Here is a 20,882-nt window from a genome sequence, read left to right as displayed (position 1 = left end):
ATTACCACATTCTTTGGGTACTCAGCACTTCGTATACGTTGTTCAGCTGGATACCCAAAACAATTTCATGGCTTCCGTTACTGACCTTGTTTAAACCAGAAGTTACAAAATCGTAAGAATAGGTCAGGTTAAAGAGTTTGTTGATGTTAATGCCTGCCATTGCAGAAAAGGAGTCATTTTTTCTGTAGCTACCGCCTAGCCAGAACCGGTCTTTAAATGCAAATTTCAGGTTTGCATCTACAGATAAGGGAACCGGGCTCACCTGTTTTACCATCACTGAAGGTGTCATGGCAATTTCTTCATCTATAAAGATCTTATAACCTGCGGTAACAAAAAAATGAGGTACATCTTTCCCGGTATTGTATACCGGGTCACCTGAAAACCTCAGTTTTTGAGGAATGACCTGCTGTACAGAAGCTCCGGCAAAAAAACGGGCCCCGTAAAGCCATACACCCAGACCAAGATCCGGTTTCACCTGGCTCACAATGGCATTACGTAATGCCGGATCGTCCTGATATTCAAACTGAAGTGCATTCGCATCCAGGCCTATTCTGGATACACCGGCCGCCACACCCACCGATAAATTCAACTGATCGTTCAACTGCAGGTGGTAGGCATAAGTCAGGTTCACGTCCAGTCTTGATATAGGACCGGTTTTATCCAGGACTGCTGTAACCCCTACCCCATGGTGCGAAGGAGATGAGGTATAATTCTGCATATAATTTCTGCTCATCGGATCGTCACCACGATCGGGCAATGAAAGGCTGTTGCGCCATAAATAATCATCCCCCAATTTCCAGTTTGCCGAAAGAAAAGAGGTGACCGGTGCATTTTCAATCCCTGTCCATTGTCTTCTGTAACCAAGCTTAATATCGGTATAATTTTCAATTCCGCTCAACGCCGGGTTCAGCAGGTAATTGTTAAATATATATTGAGTGTACTGTGGCCTTTGCTGGGCAAAACAAGTGGTACTGAATATGAAAAATAAGAAAATGTAAAAAAGTACTCTCAATTCTATCTGATTAGCGTTAATGATCCTGTTATTGTTTTTCTACCGTTTTTTGGGTCAATGATATAATAATAAGTTCCAACTGGTAATGGCTGGTTCTTATAATTTCCATCAAAAGGAACCCCATATCCCCTGCTGAAAAACACCCGCTCTCCATAGCGGTTAAAAATTTCTACTGTTGCACCCGGGTAAGTTTCCAGGTGTTTGATTTCCCATACATCATTAACACCATCTGCATTGGGACTAAATGCATTTGGTGCCTTGAATTCCTGAAGTACTTTGATCAGCACTTCTGTACTGGTCTGACACCCCTGGTAGGTGGTTACAGTTAAGGTATATTTTGTATCTGTCTGGGGCGAGGCAAGCGGATTCAGAACATCGTCATGGTCCAATCCCACAGATGGTGTCCATTTGTAACTGACCTGCAGTTCCTTACTAATGGCTGGCATTAAGCGGATGCTTCCTCCGGCAAGGATATATTGTAAAGGTTCTATGTTTAAATCGGAGGCCCTGAACACGGTAATGGTTTTACTGATGCTTTCTTTACATCCCTTGTCCGAAGTAAAAGTATAAGTCAGTGTAAAATCACCGGCACCGGCACTTTTAGGGTCAAAAACACCATCTTCACTGATGTAAGTACCGCTATATTTTCCGGTTCCCTGCACCCCTCTTTTTTCTGAAGCCTGGGTAATGGACACCGTTCCCCCGTTTTCACAAACGGCCGGAACATCCTCAAACACCAATTCTGGTGAAGGGTTCATGCTAATGGATTTAGAGATCTCCTGGTAACAGGTTTCACCTGAAAAGGCAAGCAATCTGATCCGATAGGTTTTGGCCACCGCCCCGCTAAAATCAGGGTAATCTAAATGGATATCTTCGGCCTTTGGATAAGGAATGGAAATAAACCTTCCCGGATCATTGTCAAAATCGGGATAAACCTGAATTTTGGTAATGTTACCAAAATAAGCACTCGATGTATTGTTAATGACCACACCGGTATTGCTGCAAAGGTCCCCTGAATTCTGAATATTGAACCCAGCTTCTTTGACTGCCCCATTCACTGTAAAGGGTTTGGACACCTGAACCTCACAGCCATTGGTATTTTTTATTTTTAAAGTCACGTTATAAACACCGGTACTCTTGTAGGCATGGCTGCCATTCTTTGAGGTGGAAATGTTGTTGACTGCTGCCGGATCTGTGTCTCCAAAATTCCATTCATAACTCAGGTTATTTTCTGTCCCATCAGTGTTTAAAGACTTATTTGTAAAGGCTGCAGCCCCGTCGTTCAAACAAAAATCAGGAAGGCTAAAGTCAGCCACCGGCAATTCGGCCACAGTGACCTGCTGGGTAAAAGCCTCACTGACACAGCCATTTTTTGAAGTGGTAAGCAGCGTTACGGTGTACTTGCCGGTCGTTGCATAAGCATTTTTAACGTCACTGGCATCTGTTTTGTCTATTTTATGGCCGTCTCCAAAATCCCAGCTCCATTTTACAATCTGCTGGCCCGCATCTATAGTAGATTTATCTTTGAAAACCACATCGGTATTGATACAGGTATTTAAACCGGTAGTAAAACCCGAAACCGGTAGCGGATAAATTTCAATCTCCTTTTCTACCACATTTGAATAACAGCCAGCCCCTGACTTTGCAGTTAGTTTTACGGTATACTTTTTCCCGGCTGCAAAACTATGTTTCGGGTTCTGTTCCCTGGATATGGGCGTATTGTCGCCAAAGTCCCATTGCCATTCTGAAACTGAAAAATCGGTGGTATTGGAAATGCTTTTATCGGTAAAACTGACATCCGTTTTTGCACAGGCCGTTAGTGCCATATCAAAGTCGGCTGTAGGCAAATCGTAAATATTGAAGGTATAATTGGTTATGATGTCACCGGTAAGACAATTGCTGTTGCTGGCCGTAACCCTTGCCTTCAATTCCATCTGGTGCGTTCCGGGTGCCAGGTATTGTTTATTGGCAATTAACCGGTATACATATATGGTTACCCCATTTACATTTTTAACTTCCGGCACCGGTGCATTCTCTACATTCACTTCTCCGTCAAGGGTCCAGGTCAACTTGTCTGCCTGGTAAGGTAAATTGACTTTAAAATCGATAGGGTCTCCCACACATCCGTTTGGATACTCTTCATGATTGGAATTGCTCACCACGGTTAAATAATTATTGGAAGACAAATTCGTTCCGGCAGAATAAGCATAAGACTCCACACTTCCAAAACCATAAGCGATGGCATTAAAACCGTCATCGGCCGTTAAGGTCAAACTGGCCGCACCCACCATAATCTGTGCATAAGAATAACTTGGGTCCTGACTCAGGGGTTGCCAGCTTATAATTGGTTTGTTTCCATTAATTTTAAAAGTGCTGCTTTTACTTGTTTTAATAAGCACATTGATATATCGCTCTGTAATGTTTTGTTTGGTGGAGGAAAAAACGGTAATGTTTTTTATATTAAACTCAATCGGGTTTAAAATCACCATGTCAGGATCCCCGATAATTGAGTTCCCTGTTGCACTGGAACAGGATTGGGTTAATGCATACTGTGCCACACTGATCAGCTTATCTGCCGTGATCAGGGAAGAACTGATCAGGTTGCCTATTTCCACAAATGCGCCTTTATTGATGATGTAATTTTGCCCGTTACAGGTCACCGAAGTATTGTCTTCCTGGGCCATAATCCGCAGAATGTACTTCCGGTCCTTAAAAGGGACCACTCCATAATTTTTACCCCAGCTGTTTACCGGATAGAGTTCCTGGTACAAAGGGTCATAACTTTTCTGTCCTGCACAGTTTCCAATTTCAGTGACAGAACTTCCGGAAAAGGCGGCAAACTTTTTACAGGAGGAAGTTGCCGGATCTGTTTCCACGAAAGTACCCGTTAAATCCAGGCTGCCCGACATATATTCATAAACATCCCCGGCCTTCTGTAAAGAAACTTTTTTGATGTTTCCATTGGTTTCATGGATCAAAAGGTCGGTATTGGCTTCAGCAGCAGCCAGGACCAAAAAATTATTCCCGCCCCTGGGCTGGGTATAGTTCATGGAATAATATTTTTGCCCGAGTGTTTCAAAAGGTAAAATCAGGGAGGCTGCCGATCGCTGACCTGCGTAAATATGTGCATAAGCCGAAACACTGGCCATCCCATCGGTTACTTTAATGTGTATGCCCCGGCCGCTTAAAGTCGTATTGGCTTCGAAATCGTTGATATAGGCCTGGTCCCGGGTGACGTCAAACTGTACCGCCTGGTTGGGCTGTATGGTTTGCTTTTGCGAATAGTTTCCACAACTAACCGTAACTTCAGATAAAGATTTAGAGGTCACAAAAATTGAAATATTCGCATACAGTGGGATGTTATTATCCACATTAGGCACATGTGTTGGAAAAACAGCCCAAAAATCTGTCCCTTCATTGGAGATGTTCTGGGCTTTTAAATTATAAATACATGACATGCACAACAGCACCCATATAATTATACTCCGCTTATTCATTCATTTAGATTATCCCTGTGGAAATCTAAGATAAAAGATTTTGACGTAATAAAAACTCTAATTGTTCGTTGGCAATTAATAATTTTTCAGTAAGCTCTTTATTTTCTTTTCTAAGCGTATAAATTTCGTAGGCTTTTTCAATATTTATGCGCAAGTCTTCCTCCATCCAGGGCTTCTGGATGTAACGGTAAACTTCTCCTTTATTGATTGCATCAATGACCGCATCAATATCGGTGTATCCGGTAAGGATCATTCGGATCGGCTCCGGATGCTTTTCTATAATTGAAGCCAGAAATTCCACTCCTGTCGTTTTAGGCATTCTCTGATCGGTGATGATGATGTGAATTTCTTCAGTTTCCAGGATCTTCCTTCCCTCCTCAGCCGACTCGGCAGTAAAGATCTTGTATAACCTTCTGTATGTAGCAGTAAATGCACTTAGATTGTGCGGTTCGTCATCAACGTATAAGATATGAGCAGTCATGTTTTCTAGAAATAAAAGTTAAAAATACTTTTTTATTATTACTCTTAAAAACCTATTTTTAGTTGATTCAATTTTTCATTGATTTTTTTTATTTCACCCGGGAGTTTATTTCAAAAAAATGCAGCCTACAGCACATTCAATGCAGATTTTAAAAAAGTCTGCAGATCATACAAATAAGTTAAACAATGTTTATAAACCGGTCATTTTTGACCTTAAAAAGCCAGATCATCAAAAAGAGTTAAGTGATCTGCTTGAAAAAAAAACGCATATACAGGTTTTTGACTATATCGAATCGCAAGTCAAAGAATTTATAAAGTGCTCAAACCCCTCGGTAATTTATAGCCCGGAGCAGCTTGATCAAATCACAAAGGCTCAGTTCAACGAACAAAATCCGGACGAATATGGCGTATGGGTTTATTATCCATGGCTGGAAAAACTGGTCCACATTCTGGACGAAAAAGAATATGCTGTAGTGAGGACCAACCGGAACAAACACAAAATTACAGCAGAAGAACAGGAACTGCTTTCCCGGAAAAAAATTGGTGTTATGGGACTTTCTGTAGGACAATCTGTTTCCATGAGCCTGGCCATGGAAAGGGGCTTTGGAGAGTTAAGAATTGCCGATTTTGACGAACTGGACCTGTCCAATCTGAACCGCATCCGGAGTGGCGTACATAATTTAAAAATAAAAAAAACAGTAGTTGTTGCCCGCGAAATTGCAGAAATAGACCCTTTTTTAAACATCGTCTGCTTTCATGAAGGCATCACCGAAGAAAATTTAGACCAGTTTTTAACCGAAGGCGGAACGCTGGATCTTTTGATTGATGAATGTGACAGTTTTGATGTCAAAATCAGTGCAAGAGAAAAAGCAAAACAACTGGGTATACCCGTTTTAATGGAAGGCAGTGACCGTTGCACCATAGATATTGAACGATTTGACCTGGAACCGGAAAGACCATTGCTGCATGGTTTTGTTAAAGGGGTAAACATGACTGAATTCAAGAACCTGAAAACCCTTGATGAACGGCTTCCTTATATTGCCCCGGTAACCGGAATCGAAACCCTTTCTCCAAGAATGAAAGCTTCGGCTGTAGAGATTATGACCTCTATTTCCACCTGGCCGCAACTGGCCAGTGCTGTAAATTATGGAGGCGGTGTCACTTCCGATCTTTCCCGCAGAATTTTACTGGACCAGCTCCATGTATCAGGCCGTTTCTTTTTGGATATGGACGAACTGATCTGTGATACTCCCAAACAGGTACAGGAATCTGTTGTTGTGGAAACGGACAAAATCGATATAGCAGCTTATTTAAAGGCGAATGCCTTGAACCAGGATGGCAGTGGAACAGACATTCCTTTGAACCTTCTTGAAAATTTGATCAACGTCGCCAACCAGGCACCTTCGGGCGGAAACAACCAACCCTGGAAATGGCATTATGAAAATAAAACCCTGCATTTATTTTTAAATAAAGAAGTATCGGGCGCCTATCTGGATCCTGATTACATCTCTTCCTATCTTTCTCTTGGCGCCGCCATTGAAAATTTACTGTTGCAGGCCGCAGTGCTTGAACTGGATGTTCAATGGAAATTTACACCGGAATTCCTTCCGGACCATGTGGCACTGTTCAGATTTGCCGGCCCATACCGTGCTTCGCAGGAAGAAAAGCTACTGGCTGCCCAAATAGAAAACCGGCATACCAACAGAAAAGCAGGCACTCCCGATGTGCCACAAACCCATGACCTGGACCAACTGGGCAAGGCGATAGAAGAAATTCCCGGCGCCGCCATACACTGGATTACCGATCCGGAAAAAATGAAACAGCTGGGCCTTATTGCCGGGGAAGCCGATCTTTTCAGGATGTTTATCCCCCAAGCCCATCAGGATTTCATTACCAAGGAAATGAGATGGACCGTCGAGGAGACTGAAAGTACCGGAGATGGTATAGGTATCCACTCCCTTGACCTGAGCAACAACAACCAGATTGGCCTGCGGCTCATGAAAGATTTCAAGGCCATCCAACTTCTAAAACAAATTGAAGGAGGGTCCATCTTTAAAAGACTTCCACTTAGTCAGTTTCAGCAGTCTTCGGCCATTGGCTTGCTTACCCTGCCGGAAATATCTTCTTTGAATTTCCTGAAAGGTGGAATTGCCTCAGAAAAATTATGGTTAAAAGCCACCGCTTCCGGATATCAGGTACATCCCGTAAATGTTCCGCTGATCTTTTTCTACAAATCAGATTTTGAAAAAGAAAATCAGCTTTCACCACAAGAGAAAATAAAAATTTCAAAAATTCATCAGGATTTCAAAGAAATATTTGGAATAACTGATAATATTGCAGAAATATTCCTATTCAGATTGTTTAAAGCCCAGCCGTCTCCAGTTAGAACTATTAGAAAACCATTTATCAAAACTTTATCCATTGGAACAGCAAAAACTGAATATTAACAAACTTTATTTCAGAGCTTTTAGGGCAATAGATGATCGGGTAGCCTGCATGAAATTTATAGAAGGGCACACCCATGTTCTTGAAATTTTCGGAATCACCCAGGTTACCTCTGCCAAAATTGACTGGGTACTCAACCCCGATGTGTACGTAGTGGTGGTCAGTGCAGAGGAAAATGGACCGGCTTTGGGTGGCGGAAGGATTCACATTGCCAACCGAACCACACCTTTGCCTATTGAAGAAGCGGTTGGACAAATGGACCACAAGATTTATGACCTTGTTGAACAGCGCACTGATGAAGGAACCGGTGAATTTTGCGGATTATGGAATTCCTGGGACATTGCAGGCCTGGGTGTGGGCAGCATTTATCTGGGCAGGATTTTTATAGCACTGGCCTATCGCCTAAAACTCAAAACCCTTTTTGGTCTCTGCGCACCGGCAACTTACAGAAATTCTTTACGGGTCGGCTTCAGGGTGCTGACCGAAATTGGCATCAATGGTAAATTCTATTATCCTAAAGAGCAATTGACGGCTACTTCTTTAATGATTGAAGATGTGCAAAATTTGCCTCTTGCTGTAGAGGAGGAAAGAGATGAGGTTTTTAAACTCAGACACGATAAAACGTATCATACAAACATAATGACCAATAAAGGAACCAGCATCGAACTGTTTACAAGTTTTAACATTTAAATGTTTTGTATAAATATCTAACGATTTTCCTTTTTGTTTTAGCCTTTGTCGGCCCTGCCAGGAGTCAACAAAGTGATGAAATGTCAGACGTGTACCTGTATCAGGATACCGGAGAGCAGACCACTATAGCGCAAATTTTAGCTTCGGCTAAATTCACCAAAAGCAGTTCAAATTTATTAAACCTGGGTTTAGGTTACAAAAATTACTGGATCAAAACCTCCATAGCTGAAAAAGTAAAGGATACCCGCGATTTTTCCGTGTTCATAGACCAGTCCAGGTTGTTCTACGTGGAGGTTTTTTATGTAAAAAATGGTCAGGTTATTTTTTCACAGCACAATCCTTTTTACAACCTGATCCCTAACAAAAAGAGCATTGGTAACATCAATTATTTTAAAATACCCAACAACATCTCGACCCTGCGGCCGGACATTTATATCCATGCGGTATCCAAAGAACTGTTTGTCGGCCCTGTAGAGGTCCAAAAAACCAGCAGTTCGGTATCTCTGCTGGTGAACAGGGATTTAATTTTTGGTTTGTATTCGGGTGCATTACTGATCATGATGCTTTACAACCTGTTCCTCTATTTTAGTGTGCAGGACCGGAGTTATATTTTTTATGTTTTTTACATTTTCTTTACCTGGCTGACCCAAATTTCTGTACAGGGTTTTGCTTCCAAATATTTTTGGCCGGAAAACCAATGGCTCCACCAGCATAGCGTAACCATACTGTCGCTGATTGCCCTTTTGTTTGGGCTCTTTTTTACCATTACATTTTTAAATATTGAAAAGATTGCCAGAAAATTTTATAAACTTTTACTGACCATCTTTTTTTTAACCTGCATTACCCTTGCGGTTTCTTTTACCTCTTATTTGTCTATTGCTTTTGCTTTTATGCAATTGCTTACCTTTTTAAGCTGTATCGTTGCATTGGTCATTGCCTATTACGTGTATTTCAAAAAGGGCTTTAAACCAGCCGGTTATTATCTGCTGGCCTGGACAACCCTCATTATAGGGATTATGATTTTCATTGCAAAAGATTATGGAATTGTCCCTTATAACAAGTGGAGTATTTATGTTTTGCAAATTGCTTCAATAATAGAGGTGACGCTCCTATCCTTTGCCCTTGCTGACAAGATTAATTACTTTAAAAAAGAAAATGAATTGTCACAGCTGCAGGCACTGGAAATTTCCAAAGAAAATGAGCGCCTGATCCGCGAACAAAATGTAGAACTCGAAATAAAAGTACAGGAACGGACAGAAGAACTTCAGGCCACCAACAGCAATTTAAATCAAGCCATTATTGATTTAAAAAATGCGCAGTCACAACTGGTCGATGCCGAAAAAATGGCTTCACTAGGTCAGCTGACTGCTGGAATTGCCCATGAAATTAACAACCCCATTAATTTTGTAACCTCCAATATAAAACCTTTGGAGCTGGATATCAATGACCTCAAAGAAGTCATTACCAAATACGAAAAAATTGATTTAAATTCAGACGTGGTACAACAGCTAAAGGATATAGAATCATTCAAAAAACAAATTGACCTTGCATTTGTTAATAATGAGATCGTATCCCTGCTTTCCGGAATTCAGGAAGGCGCAAAAAGAACCGCAGAGATTATCAGGAGCCTCCGGAATTTCAGCCGTGTTGACGAAACAGATATGAAGCCTGTTGACCTCAATGAAGGACTGGAATCGACGCTGATCCTGATACGGAACAATTTACCGGATTACCTGAAAGTTGTCCGGGATTATGGTAACTTACCGAAAGTAGACTGTTTGCCTGGAAAAATCAACCAGGTATTTATGAATTTGATTTCGAATGGAATACAGGCCATAAAATCGAAACCGCTACATGAGGAAGAAGAGTACCTGACCGTTAAAACCTGGTATGAGGACCAGGAAGTAAAAATAAGTATTAAAGACACTGGTATTGGCATGACTGAAGAGACCAAGCACAAAATTTTCGAACCTTTCTTTACCACAAAAGAAATTGGAGAAGGTACCGGCCTTGGCCTTTCCATTGTTTTTAGCATCGTAGAAAAACACAAAGGGCATATTGAAGTGATTTCAAAAGTAAACCATGGTACAGAGTTTATTGTAACTTTACCTGCAAACACACAATAATACATATGAACGCTTCCAATGTACGGGTTCTATACATCGATGATGAAGATCATAATTTACAAGCCTTTAAAGCAAGCTTCAGACGGCAATATGAAATTTATACGGCCAACTCTGCAAGTGAAGGTTTAAAAATACTGGAAAATGTTCCGGTACATGTGATCATTGCCGATCAGAAAATGCCCGGGACAACAGGTGTAGAGTTTTTTAAAAGCATTATCCATACCTATCCGGACCCCGTCAGGATCCTTTTAACTGGTTACACTGATATTGAGGCACTTGCCGATGCCATTAATCATGGTGACATTTACAGGTATATCACCAAACCCTGGAATGATCTGGAACTGCACAACTCTATAAAAAATGCCTATGATGCTTACAAAGCAAAAATAGACCTCAGGAATAAAATTACAGAACTCGAAAAGACAAACGATGAGCTCAACCGCTTTATTTACAGCATTTCCCATGAATTAAGAGCACCTCTGGTGTCTGTTCTGGGTATTGTAAACCTGGTCAAAATGGAAGATCTTTTCCATTCTTCGGGTGAATACTGGGGACTTATTGAAACCTGTTCCAACAAGTTAGACTACTATATTCAGAAAACCCTGCAATACTATAAAAACAATAAAACAGCCTCTGATCAAAGCCAGGTTGACTTTAAAAAACTGGTCTCTGAACTTATAGAACTTTATGCTTACACAGACAAAAACACTAAATTTCTGGTCAATATAGACCAGCAGGAAGTATTTATAGGAGATTCTTTCAGAATTGAGGTTATTCTGGGCAATTTAATTTCAAATGCCATTAAGTACCAGAAAGCAGATGAACCTGATAAAAAGGTAAACATCAATATCTCGATCAACAGTTATCATGCAGAAATAGCTATAAATGACAATGGAATAGGTATTCTCAATGAACATCTGGAAAAAATATTCACCCAATTCTTTAAAAGTAAAAACCAACACGGAAGTGGCCTGGGCTTGTTTATTGTCAAAGAAGCCCTTACAAAAATTAATGGTAAAATAACCGTTAGTTCTAACCCTACCGATGGCACCACATTTAAAATCACCATTCCCAATGCCCAGTTCAACAAAGAAGCTTAATCGGATAATGCTGGTTGATGATAGCCCCGTTGATTTAAAAATCAATGCTAAAATCATATCCATTAATGATTTGGCCGAACACATCATTTTATGTAAGTCTGCAGAGGCAGGATTGTCCCACCTACGTAAACACCGGGACGAAGTATCGGAACTGCCCGAACTGATTTTGCTGGACATACAAATGCCGGAAATGGATGGGTTTGATTTTCTGGAAGTTTACCAGAACCTTCCAAAAAATATTACAGGTCATAGTGTTGTAGTCATTCTGTCTTCTACCCTCGATTTTGGGGACATTCAAAGGGCAGAGGCCAACCCCAGCGTTTTAAAAATGCTAAAAAAACCACTTCAACCAGCAGAGCTCCGAAAAATTATAGACGCCTTGTAATATGGAACAGCAACCCCAGATCAATAAAAAAGAACGCATTTTCAAATGGGTAAAAAAAATCGGGATATGGGGCTTTCTTTTTTTTCTGGTCAAAGGCCTGATTTGGCTCGCATTGGGTTACTGGGTTTTTAAATAAGCTTACTTATTGATTTCTTTTCTTGCGGGTGCTTTTCCAAGTGAAGGAGAAATAAACTTTTTGGTTTCGATCCTTCTGGACTTTACACCCAGTTCAAATACCAAACCGTCTTTTTCCATTTCGGTTAATTTCAAAACCTGGTTATTATTGACACATTCTACCTGTTCGGGCAAAGCGCCCATAGCCACCGACAAAGTATAACTGCCTAAAGGCAGGTAAAAAAGGAACTGACCAGAGTCGTTGGTTTTGGTTTTGATTACATTGCCCAGCTCATCGGTTGCCTGTATGGTGATGCCCATTTTTTCTTTTCCAACTTCATAACTGAATTCATTAAAAATGTAGGCAATTTTACCTTTTAGTATGCTGGTTTCTTTCAGGGCGATTTCTATCCGCTGATGCTTATGGTTTAATACAACCTGCTGATCCGGAGAATACCATTTTCCGGAAGCCGGAACTGAAACGGCATAACGCCCATCCTTTAAATTGCGATAGCTAATTGCGCCATTTCTATCGGTCATAAATGCAACGCCATCCACATACAACAATTGTCCGGATGCTTTTACATCCTGTTCATCGTACTTTCCATTTTGATTGACATCCTTGTATAAAAATACCTCCAGGGTATTGTATTTTGTCCCCAGCCTGGCTTTTGATAAAGACTGGCTAAGACCAAGCTGTAGGTTATTGTAATTGTACCTATACTCATAAAAATTATACTGGCTTTGGGTCAGTGCCGCAAAAAAACGGGTTCCCGAAGCCAGCTGGTACTCCGTGCGTCCCATCAGCGACCAGCTTGCCCCTGTATTTGAATTGCGGTTGTAGGAAAGTCCAAGTTCCAGGTGGAGCCTGTTTTTTAAAAACATTTTTTGCGCCGTGGCGCCAAAACTCCGATTGCTGTATTTTCCTCCTTTTAAAACATAATTATTTAAAACCTCTCCAATAAAAAAACTCCCTTCCTGCAGAGTCATCATCAAATTAAAGGGGCCATAACGATAATTTCCGTTTAATTTGAACTGCAACTCTTTTTGCTGGTCGAGTGTATTGCTGGCCAGGCCGGTTTCTGCACTAAAAAACAAAGATTGTTTGCCTGCTGTATAATTAAGCTGTGTGTTTACCCTCCATGCATCGAGTTTTGCCGTTACTGCTCGATCAAAAGAAAGAAAATAGTTTCCCATTTCTTCCTGGTGATTTGGAAGAATAGAAAGAGAAAACTGCCGGAAGGTTTTAGAAATTCCAAACTCTGCCCTTCTGGACTGGTAACGGCCCGCCGAGCTAAAGCCCCCGGTGAAATACCTCGGCTGATATTTCAGGTAATTAAAAGCCAACCAAAAGTTATAACTTCCGGCAGCATAATTTAAACGTTCAGTAAAAATTGCAGATCCTTTGCGAATCCCCGGATAATAGGCCGTACTGATCAGGTTTGTGCTGTTGATAGAAAAAGCACCTGTTCTGCCATCTACACCTATACTACCTAATACCCCGGGCTCCCAATTTTCCGGATGTCCGGAAATTGAGCTGCGCCCAATATTCATTTGTCCGGAAAACCGAAAATTCTTGCCTGCCTCCCATAAAAGCTCATTCTCTGCCAGGGTATTGTCTGTTCCGGAAAATGGGTCTTTATTATAGATAAGCCTATTTTTCAAAAGGTAAGCTTTTCCCTGGTGTTCATGAGCAGCCCAGGCAGACCGGCCCGAATCGTAGATCAAATGGCCAGGGCCGATCAGATCTGATGAATTGTCCACATATCCAATTTCATACCTGCTTTTTTTTGCTGTATCGGCTACAAATACGGTAGCTCCACGCCCATTTAAATTGAGGTCAAAATTGCGGGTAACATTACCCGCTGAGACACCCCAAACAGGAGTTTCGAAAGTGATATAGGTATTTCTTAAATATGGCCGGCCGGGTTGGTTACGAAATAAAGTCGCATCAATATTATACCCCAATCTGCCAAAAGGAAGGTCAACTGCGCTGCCCCCTATTAGTTGATAAGAAGCATATTCACTGAGCAGGTTTTGCGCACTTAAGGTAATGCTATTGCTATAGCTGGCCTGATAAGGATTAGACTCCGTTAATTCCTGCTCATAGCGGTTATTTTTAAGGCTTTGCACGCCAATATCGCATTGTCCGAACAAATCCCCGTTTAAATAAAGCCCCATAACCTGCACAGAAAAACGGTCATAACGCAATAAATCCCGGCCAGCGTATTTGCGGATGTAAATTGTTGTATCACTGTAAGCGGGCAGGGAAAGTGTCGTGCTCTGATGAAAACCATCACCCCCAAAAGCAGAGGGAAAGCGGTAAACCAGGTTTACTTTTTGTGAAATATTCCCCTCATTACTTAGCCTTAAAGGAACTACAATTGAATCCCCGAGTCCCTTTAAAATAACAGAAGAAACCATAGAAACCAGGCTCACACTTTTGTATTCTTCGATTCTGATTTTACATTGCTGCTCTAGTACCTGTCCTTTTTCGTTTTCCAGATAAAACACCACATCGTAATCGCTTCCTGCCGGTAACCTGTCGGGAACAAAAAGTTTAAGGGGTATAAACAAACTGTCTCCCTCACTTAACAGCACCGGCACAGTCGTTTTGGATAAAAACTGAAGAGATTTACTGGCCTTGACTTTCAGATTGCCCTGGAAATTTTTTCCAGTCCGGTTATGGACCTTAACCGTTAAATTGACCAGTTCCCTTCCCCTGGTTTTAACTTCTTTTTGGGACACACTGAAAAACACCTCTTGCTGCGCCACGGCCTGCAGCCCCGTAAAAAGCAGCAGGAAACAGAACAGACATTTTGAGGAGCGCGCGATCAAAAACATCACTTGGGCAAAATTACATAAATGACCTGTGTGGTATAAGTTCCTCCTTTTGCCGTATTAATGGTTGTATTGCCTCCCGCAATAGAATAACGTAAATCGTACTCTATGGTTTGATAGGTGTAGTCGTTCATGTTGTTGGTAATGATCACCTGATCAGCTGAAGACAGATTGATGGCCACAGAACTGATTCCGGGTTTACCCGAAGGAGGGGTGTTTTCCAAGCGCACCAGTGAGACCGGTAAATTATCGGCACTTCCTGTCAAGTTGGGCCCGGTAGTTTTAACAATTACCTGATAAGGACTAAAGCCAACAATTTTAAGTCCCTTTGTTTTGGTTACAGAAACACCAGCAGTATAACTTGCCGGTGTATTGTACAGCATTGCAACATCGGGGTTTTGTAAAGCGATGGAATAATTGACGCTGTTGGCATACGAAATCTGAAAACTGGCATTGACGTTTACAGAAGAAACCAACTGTCCACTTTGGTTGTACAGACTAAAGGTGAGTGGACAGCTGTAAGTTCCAGTATTTTTTGCCAGCAGCAAATGGTTCCCGCCCTGAATGACCATATCGAACTTATGTTCGGTAAAATTGTAAGCTTGAAAAGCAGCCATCGATGGCCCTTCCAGTACGACATCTGACATTCCCAATGGCACTGCATTACTGGAAATTCCAATATCGGCCGCAGAAGGGCTGCCCATACTTACCCTGTTGAAACGCAGGGACACGTACTGTGGGCTAACGCTGCTGCTGCCATTGATGAAATTTCCATTGGCCCGCACCTTTAAACTCCATCCAATGCAATTCGCAGCATAAGGGCTATATTGTATGGTTAAAGCATCTGTGGCTGTCCCTCCGCTTTGTAATTTCTGGTAAGTATCGAAATTATAAGGCATACCAGCAGAACCGTTTAGTGCAGCACCTGAACAACTATTGGAGTAATTTATGGTAAAAGAAACAGGAACATTACCGTTTGTGGCCAGCAGGTTGCCATTGCGGTCGTACATAGAAAGGGTCAGTGTTGTACTGTAGGTCCCCGTCGGAACCAGCAAATGATTTCCGCCCTGAATAATCATGTCAAATTTCTGAGCGACGTAATAATCGTTAGGGGCCGTAAGGGCAACACTTGTTGTGATCAGATTGGCATTGGTGCTGGTTAAAGGTACAGCCGATCCCGAGACGCCCGAAGGCCCCACATCCACACTTCTGAATTTTAAGGATACATACTGGGAAGGAATGGAACTGGCGCCATTGCTAAAATTTGCATTTGCGCGGATTTTTAACGTCCAGCCAGCTGGAAGATTTGTTCCATAAGGGATATTGCTAATCTGAAAAGTCATGTAATTTACAACCGTAGTTCCGGCCATCACTTCATTATAGGATGAAAGTGTCGGCCCTCCGGAATTAAAAGACCCCAATGTAATCTGGCCTTCGGATTTTCCGATGGTTAAACAAAACAAAATGATCAGGCCCAGATAAGCTTTTCCCATATTAATATTCAAAATCCAGTTCTACAATTTTCAGTTCATCCTTGTTTCCATAATTGACTATGGCGGTAGCTGAATAACGGCCTTTCTTTAAATTAACAGGAAGGTCCTGTCTTAAAACCCGCTTGTCACCAGGCAAAAGCAAAAAAATCAGGTCTTCCATTTTAAACTTTTCTCCGCTTTGGGTGTGGAGCAACTCCCATTTTATCTTTCCTTCAAGCCATATGTTGCCCACATTTTCCATTCGCAATTCGAGCAGACCTGCGGAAGATTTTGCAGGGTCTTTTTTCCGGTCTATAAAATCTGTTATGTCAATATTCCGGTTATCGGACTGGGAAAAACTGTGGTAAATTTTTACCCCCATACGGACGCTTACTTTTATAGAAGCCCCGTTTACCGCTTTTGTGTCACCAGGGTTAAGCTGGGTGAAATAAAGCATGGCTGTATGTACGGGAATGGTCTTGTCTGCATTTTGAGGAACAGAAAGTTCAACCGTTAGTTCTTTTCGTTCGTTGGGCAATAGCGTAAAATAAGAACCGGGCAATACTTTAACCCAGTTGGCACAGGAAATTTTTAACAAACCCGGATCATGGAGCCTGTTGGTTCCTAAAGAATCATAATCCCAATCGCCCAGGGAAACCCCTACTTCGAGGTCTTTGGTTAAGGGATTAATCACAGTTACTTTTTGTATTCCGGTACTGCCTGCCGGCAAACGATAATATAGCTTTGATGGACTTGCTGTAATCCCGGCTTGTCCAATGCACAAAAAAGGCACAAAAAAGGGCAGGATCAGGCCTAAAGTCCTGAATAAAAAGCGCATGATTCAAAAAATAAGGTAATAGAATACTGCGAACGACCAAAAAAGCTCCTGTTCTAAAAAACAAGAGCTTTTGGTCATTCTGTCCGGCAGCGGCCGGATTAAATCTGTTTACTAAATGGCTTAATTCGGTGCGATCGTGTAGGTGATGGTGGTCGAATAAGTTCCGGCAGGCCGGTTGATCAGGTTGCTTCCTCCCGTACCTGGCGCCAGTGCGTAATTTACGGTGTACTTAGCGCTGCTGGTACCATTTGTTGCTTTGATGAAAGCCTGATCGGTGGTGGTCAGCGTGCCCGCCAGTGTGTTGTAAACCTGTCCGGTCAATGTAGTTGTTGAACTTCCCAATGCCGGAGTAAGCGTTAGGGCAGATAAAGGAATGTCATTGGCTGGCGTACCATTTGTTAAAGCACCGCTGGCTTTAACAGAAACCGTAAACAAACCTGTACTCAATACCTGCAGGTGATCGGTCAGGGCGCCGGAGCTTTTACCGGTCGTGTAATCTGTGGCATTAGCAATGGCCAGGTTCACCACCTTATTGGTCGGATTCACCTGGATGCTTTGAATGGCCTGCAACGTTACATTTAAAGTTGCGTAATCATTTTGAGCGTTAGCATTGTTAAATAAAAAACAGGTAAGGATGATTAATCCCAATTTTGAAAAGAACTTCATATAGATTATTTGGTTTGGGTGCGCGGAGGAAAGACAAAAATCAAGCCACCGGACAAAATACTCAACTTGCCACCCAAAAGCCTTCATAACAAATAATAATGTGTAATTATTTACTCAAATTGAGGAATATTGAGAAAATAATTACACAAAAATTAAAATGCACGTTTATTGCTTAACAATTTTAAATTCAGTCCTTCTGTTTAACTGGTACTCAGCTTCGGTACATTTAACCCCATTGGTACAAGCATTAACAGGCCGGCTTTCTCCATAGCCTTTTGCCGTAATCCGATTTCGGTGAATGCCCCTGGCAACAATATAAGCGACCGCAGCATCGGCTCTTTTTTGAGATAAGGTCAAATTGTACTGGTCTTTTCCCCTGCTGTCCGTATGAGAACCCAGTTCTACCCAAAGGGTTTCATTAGATTTCATTAAAGCCACCAGTTTATCCAGTTCGGTTGCTGCATCCGGACGAATGGCCCATTTATCGAAGTCATAATAGATGTTTTCAATTTTAATGGGTTCATTGATTTTTATTTCCTCCAGAAACAAATCCTGATGCAGTACAGTTGTATTGACCAGATTTTGAGTACTCAATTCTGCCTGATCAGAACGATAAGCTGTTTTTTCAGCAGTTAAAATATAAGAAGAGGCCTTTTCCAGGTTAAATTTAAACTGCCCTCCTGCAGCTGTTTCTACTCTCAGGGAATTACCATCCTGCTTTTTAAGCGTCACCACCGCATTGGCAAGTGGTGCCCGCGTTTTCCGGTCATAAACTGTTCCTTCCAGTTTAAAGAAAACTTCAGCTTGTTTTACAAAACTATAGATGTCATCACTTCCCATGCCTTCGGGACGATTGGAAGCAAAAAAGCCTGTCCCATCTGCCCCAGGACGAAAGAAAAAGTCATCCTGAGGAGAGTTCAGCGGATAACCCAGATTGAGGGGCGTACCGAAGCCCGCAGCGCTTTTTACGGACTTATACACATCCAGCCCTCCCATACCAATCCTGCCATCAGAACTGAAATAAAATGTTCCATCAGAAGAGACAAAAGGGCTTCGTTCATTTCCCGGAGAATTCAAGGCATCCAGGTTGACAGCATCCGACCAGGTCCCATCTGGATTTTTACTGCAACTGTACAAATCTGTTCCTCCTTTTCCGCCAGGCATACTGGAAACAAAATAAAGGGTATTACCATCCGGAGTAATAAAAGGATCGCCTACTGACCATTCATTGATTTTATTATAACGGAACGGAACGGGCAGTCCCCAGCTTCCGTCTGCATTTTTGGTGCTGCTGTAAATTTCGATATTTAATGTAGAAGGCTGCCCTTTAACCTTTTCAATTTTTTTGGGTATCCTGGTCAGGGTGAAATACATCTGCTGGCCATCTGCAGTGAAGCTGGCTGCAGCGATGTGATAAAACGTTTCTGTTTTGAGCGGAAAAATATGAACGCTGTCTGCAGCTGAACTTTGTTCGTACAAACGCAGATACTCATTGCCCGTCCAGCCATAACTTCCTATAGAAGGAAGCTTGGACCCGTCGAACTTGAGGAAGGGCCTGGATTTAGCCTGAATTCCTTTTCCCGAAGAAGGCCGGTCCGAGGTAAACACCAGTCCGTTTTTATAGGGGACCGCTCCCCAGTCTGCACTTGTAGAATTCAGCTTTTTTTCATTCTGCACGCTTAGCGTAACTGGATTTTTCATCCAGTACTGCGCAGAATCACAAGAGAGCAGCCATACTTTTTTCTGATCGGCTGTAACGGCCGGGTTCAGCGCAGCATATTTTTCGTATTGGGCCCGGGCCTCACTGTATTTTGAATTTCCCTGCAATGCTTTTGCATAGTACAACAAGTTTTCTGCTTTACTTCCAGGCATGGCCGAAGCAATAGCATACCAGCTTTCAGCCTGCTTATAATTATCAGATAAGCGGTAACTCTCGGCCAATCGTTCTGCAGCATGCAGACTGGCTTTCTTTTTATAAGCCTGTTCGTAAAGATCTATGGCCTTTGCATAATTATAAACTTCATACTGGGCATCGGCTTCTTTTAAAACATACTGTGCCTGTACTTTAACCGAAGCCAAAAGAACCATTAATATAAATAGACCTGAGCGTAATTGTTTCATAGCTTTAAGCAAAATAACGTTTAAAGAGGATTCATTTTCATTGTTCATGACAAAGGGCCTTTATTAAAAATACCTTGGACTTTTCATTCTCACATTGTTTTTATTAAAGAAGAAGCCAATAGAAATTTCATGGGTGCCACCGCTGTAATTCTGCAAAGGGCCTATAGAAAAATCATAGGCATAACCAATCCGGAAAGAACTGGAAGCGTAAAACTCTACCATAGCGACTGCCGAATTCTGATTGCTCAGGTCTTTTTGCAAGTAGCTTTTATCATACAGTTTCACCCCTGTCCGGTAAGATCCACCTACCCAGAACTTTTCACCCAGCAGAAAAAAGGCATTCAGATCCAGACTTGTTGGTCCGCCCCTATCGTCTTTCAGCAAAAAGGAAGGCTTTAACAAAATACTTTCTGATAAAGGCACCAGCACACCCGCGGTCAAGTAATAGTGTGGCTTAGGCTGCGGGATATAGGCATAACGATCTACATTGATGTACTGACTGATCAGGTTATCGGCAGAAAAGCCCGCATAAAATTTATCGTCGGAATAATACACCCCTACCCGCGCATCGGGCAAAAGGGTGCTTTGCGTACCTGTAGGCTGATCAGGCTCCGGATCGTTCGGATTAAGTAAAGAACCATCAATGCCCAGCTGGACTGCCCCGATCCCAACACCAAAAGCCAGTCTGGAACTGCCATCGGCATTCATTCTGATCCGGTAGGCATAATTGGCATAAGCCGATAAATTACTTTGCGCCCCCAGTTTATCTGCAGAAAGCTGCAGGGCCAGTCCGACATTGCCGTCGTTGGCACTTGCGTCTACAGCTACAGAAAATGTACGTGGTGCCCCTTTAATTCCGGTCCACTGGGAACGGTAAAAGCTGTGCAAATTGAGCTGTTCTTTATAACCCGCATAAGCCGGATTAATGTAAATTCCGTTAAACATGTACTGACTGAACTGTGCATCCTGCTGTGCTTTTAACATTTTATCAGGAAGCAACACAACCAACAGCAGCATCCACACCCATTTTATTTTCAGTGTAATCCTCATCATATTTGCGTTTCGGCTTTTAAAATTTGTTCTATGCTCCATGAT

At 42.1% G+C, this 20,882-nt stretch carries 15 protein-coding genes; 6 read left to right on the top strand and 9 right to left on the bottom strand.

Annotated elements, in window-relative coordinates; translation table 11 throughout:
- Nucleotide 1 precedes the first annotated feature (1 nt).
- From B0O44_RS00245 to B0O44_RS00235, 3 genes are all read right to left on the bottom strand, one after another.
- The gene (locus B0O44_RS00245) at nucleotides 2–1,012 is read right to left on the bottom strand and encodes a PorP/SprF family type IX secretion system membrane protein (protein WP_110826698.1); all 1,011 of its coding nucleotides are present in this window, start codon (nucleotides 1,010–1,012) and stop codon (nucleotides 2–4) included.
- A gap of 2 nt (nucleotides 1,013–1,014) precedes the next feature.
- Nucleotides 1,015–4,470, bottom strand: coding sequence for a PKD domain-containing protein (locus tag B0O44_RS00240; protein ID WP_170123241.1), 3,456 nt, complete (start codon nucleotides 4,468–4,470; stop codon nucleotides 1,015–1,017).
- 64 nt (nucleotides 4,471–4,534) lie between these two features.
- Nucleotides 4,535–4,990 (bottom strand): response regulator, encoded by a 456-nt coding sequence (locus B0O44_RS00235; RefSeq protein ID WP_110826696.1) that lies wholly within the window; start codon nucleotides 4,988–4,990, stop codon nucleotides 4,535–4,537.
- Between the two features lie 139 nt (nucleotides 4,991–5,129).
- Between B0O44_RS00235 and B0O44_RS00230 the strand changes: the two genes are divergently transcribed.
- From B0O44_RS00230 to B0O44_RS00205, 6 genes are all read left to right on the top strand, one after another.
- Nucleotides 5,130–7,436, top strand: a complete 2,307-nt coding sequence (locus B0O44_RS00230; RefSeq protein ID WP_110827492.1) for an Rv1355c family protein — start codon at nucleotides 5,130–5,132, stop codon at nucleotides 7,434–7,436.
- 49 nt (nucleotides 7,437–7,485) lie between these two features.
- The gene (locus B0O44_RS00225; RefSeq protein WP_146229742.1) at nucleotides 7,486–8,124 is read left to right on the top strand and encodes a hypothetical protein; all 639 of its coding nucleotides are present in this window, start codon (nucleotides 7,486–7,488) and stop codon (nucleotides 8,122–8,124) included.
- Nucleotides 8,125–8,204: 80 nt separating this feature from the next.
- Entirely contained in the window at nucleotides 8,205–10,250 is a 2,046-nt protein-coding gene (locus tag B0O44_RS00220) for a sensor histidine kinase (RefSeq protein WP_110826694.1), read from the top strand.
- 5 nt (nucleotides 10,251–10,255) lie between these two features.
- The gene (locus B0O44_RS00215) at nucleotides 10,256–11,350 is read left to right on the top strand and encodes a hybrid sensor histidine kinase/response regulator (RefSeq protein WP_110826693.1); all 1,095 of its coding nucleotides are present in this window, start codon (nucleotides 10,256–10,258) and stop codon (nucleotides 11,348–11,350) included.
- A 7-nt stretch (nucleotides 11,351–11,357) separates the two neighbouring features.
- Nucleotides 11,358–11,735, top strand: a complete 378-nt coding sequence (locus tag B0O44_RS00210; RefSeq protein WP_245943498.1) for a response regulator — start codon at nucleotides 11,358–11,360, stop codon at nucleotides 11,733–11,735.
- A 1-nt stretch (nucleotide 11,736) separates the two neighbouring features.
- On the top strand, nucleotides 11,737–11,871 hold the full coding sequence (locus B0O44_RS00205) for an alanyl-tRNA synthetase (RefSeq protein WP_110826691.1): 135 nt from the start codon (nucleotides 11,737–11,739) through the stop codon (nucleotides 11,869–11,871).
- Nucleotides 11,872–11,873: 2 nt separating this feature from the next.
- On the opposite strand, the gene B0O44_RS00200 is transcribed toward B0O44_RS00205, so the two are convergent.
- The 6 genes from B0O44_RS00200 to B0O44_RS00175 all read right to left on the bottom strand — a co-directional run bounded on the left by B0O44_RS00200 (nucleotide 11,874) and on the right by B0O44_RS00175 (nucleotide 20,879).
- On the bottom strand, nucleotides 11,874–14,693 hold the full coding sequence (locus B0O44_RS00200) for a hypothetical protein (protein WP_110826690.1): 2,820 nt from the start codon (nucleotides 14,691–14,693) through the stop codon (nucleotides 11,874–11,876).
- Nucleotides 14,693–16,183 (bottom strand): hypothetical protein, encoded by a 1,491-nt coding sequence (locus B0O44_RS00195; RefSeq protein WP_110826689.1) that lies wholly within the window; start codon nucleotides 16,181–16,183, stop codon nucleotides 14,693–14,695. Before B0O44_RS00195 ends, B0O44_RS00200 begins: the two co-directional genes overlap by 1 nt.
- Before the next feature lies 1 nt (nucleotide 16,184).
- Nucleotides 16,185–17,000: a fimbrial biogenesis chaperone gene (locus tag B0O44_RS00190; RefSeq protein WP_110826688.1), complete on the bottom strand. Its 816-nt coding sequence runs from the start codon at nucleotides 16,998–17,000 to the stop codon at nucleotides 16,185–16,187.
- Between the two features lie 120 nt (nucleotides 17,001–17,120).
- Nucleotides 17,121–17,666: a hypothetical protein gene (locus B0O44_RS00185; protein WP_110826687.1), complete on the bottom strand. Its 546-nt coding sequence runs from the start codon at nucleotides 17,664–17,666 to the stop codon at nucleotides 17,121–17,123.
- 165 nt (nucleotides 17,667–17,831) lie between these two features.
- Complete coding sequence (locus B0O44_RS00180) at nucleotides 17,832–19,787, bottom strand: OmpA family protein (protein WP_110827491.1); 1,956 nt, start codon at nucleotides 19,785–19,787, stop codon at nucleotides 17,832–17,834.
- A gap of 63 nt (nucleotides 19,788–19,850) precedes the next feature.
- Nucleotides 19,851–20,879 carry a PorP/SprF family type IX secretion system membrane protein gene (locus B0O44_RS00175; RefSeq protein WP_245943496.1) on the bottom strand — a complete coding sequence of 343 codons (1,029 nt, stop codon included), beginning with the start codon at nucleotides 20,877–20,879 and terminating at the stop codon, nucleotides 19,851–19,853.
- Nucleotides 20,880–20,882 lie beyond the last annotated feature (3 nt).

The sequence above is a fragment of the Pedobacter nutrimenti genome (assembly GCF_003208655.1).
Classification (GTDB): Bacteria; Bacteroidota; Bacteroidia; order Sphingobacteriales; family Sphingobacteriaceae; genus Pedobacter; species Pedobacter nutrimenti.
The sequence above is the reverse complement of the archived record's forward strand: the minus strand, read 5'-3'. Positions and strand labels throughout refer to the sequence as shown.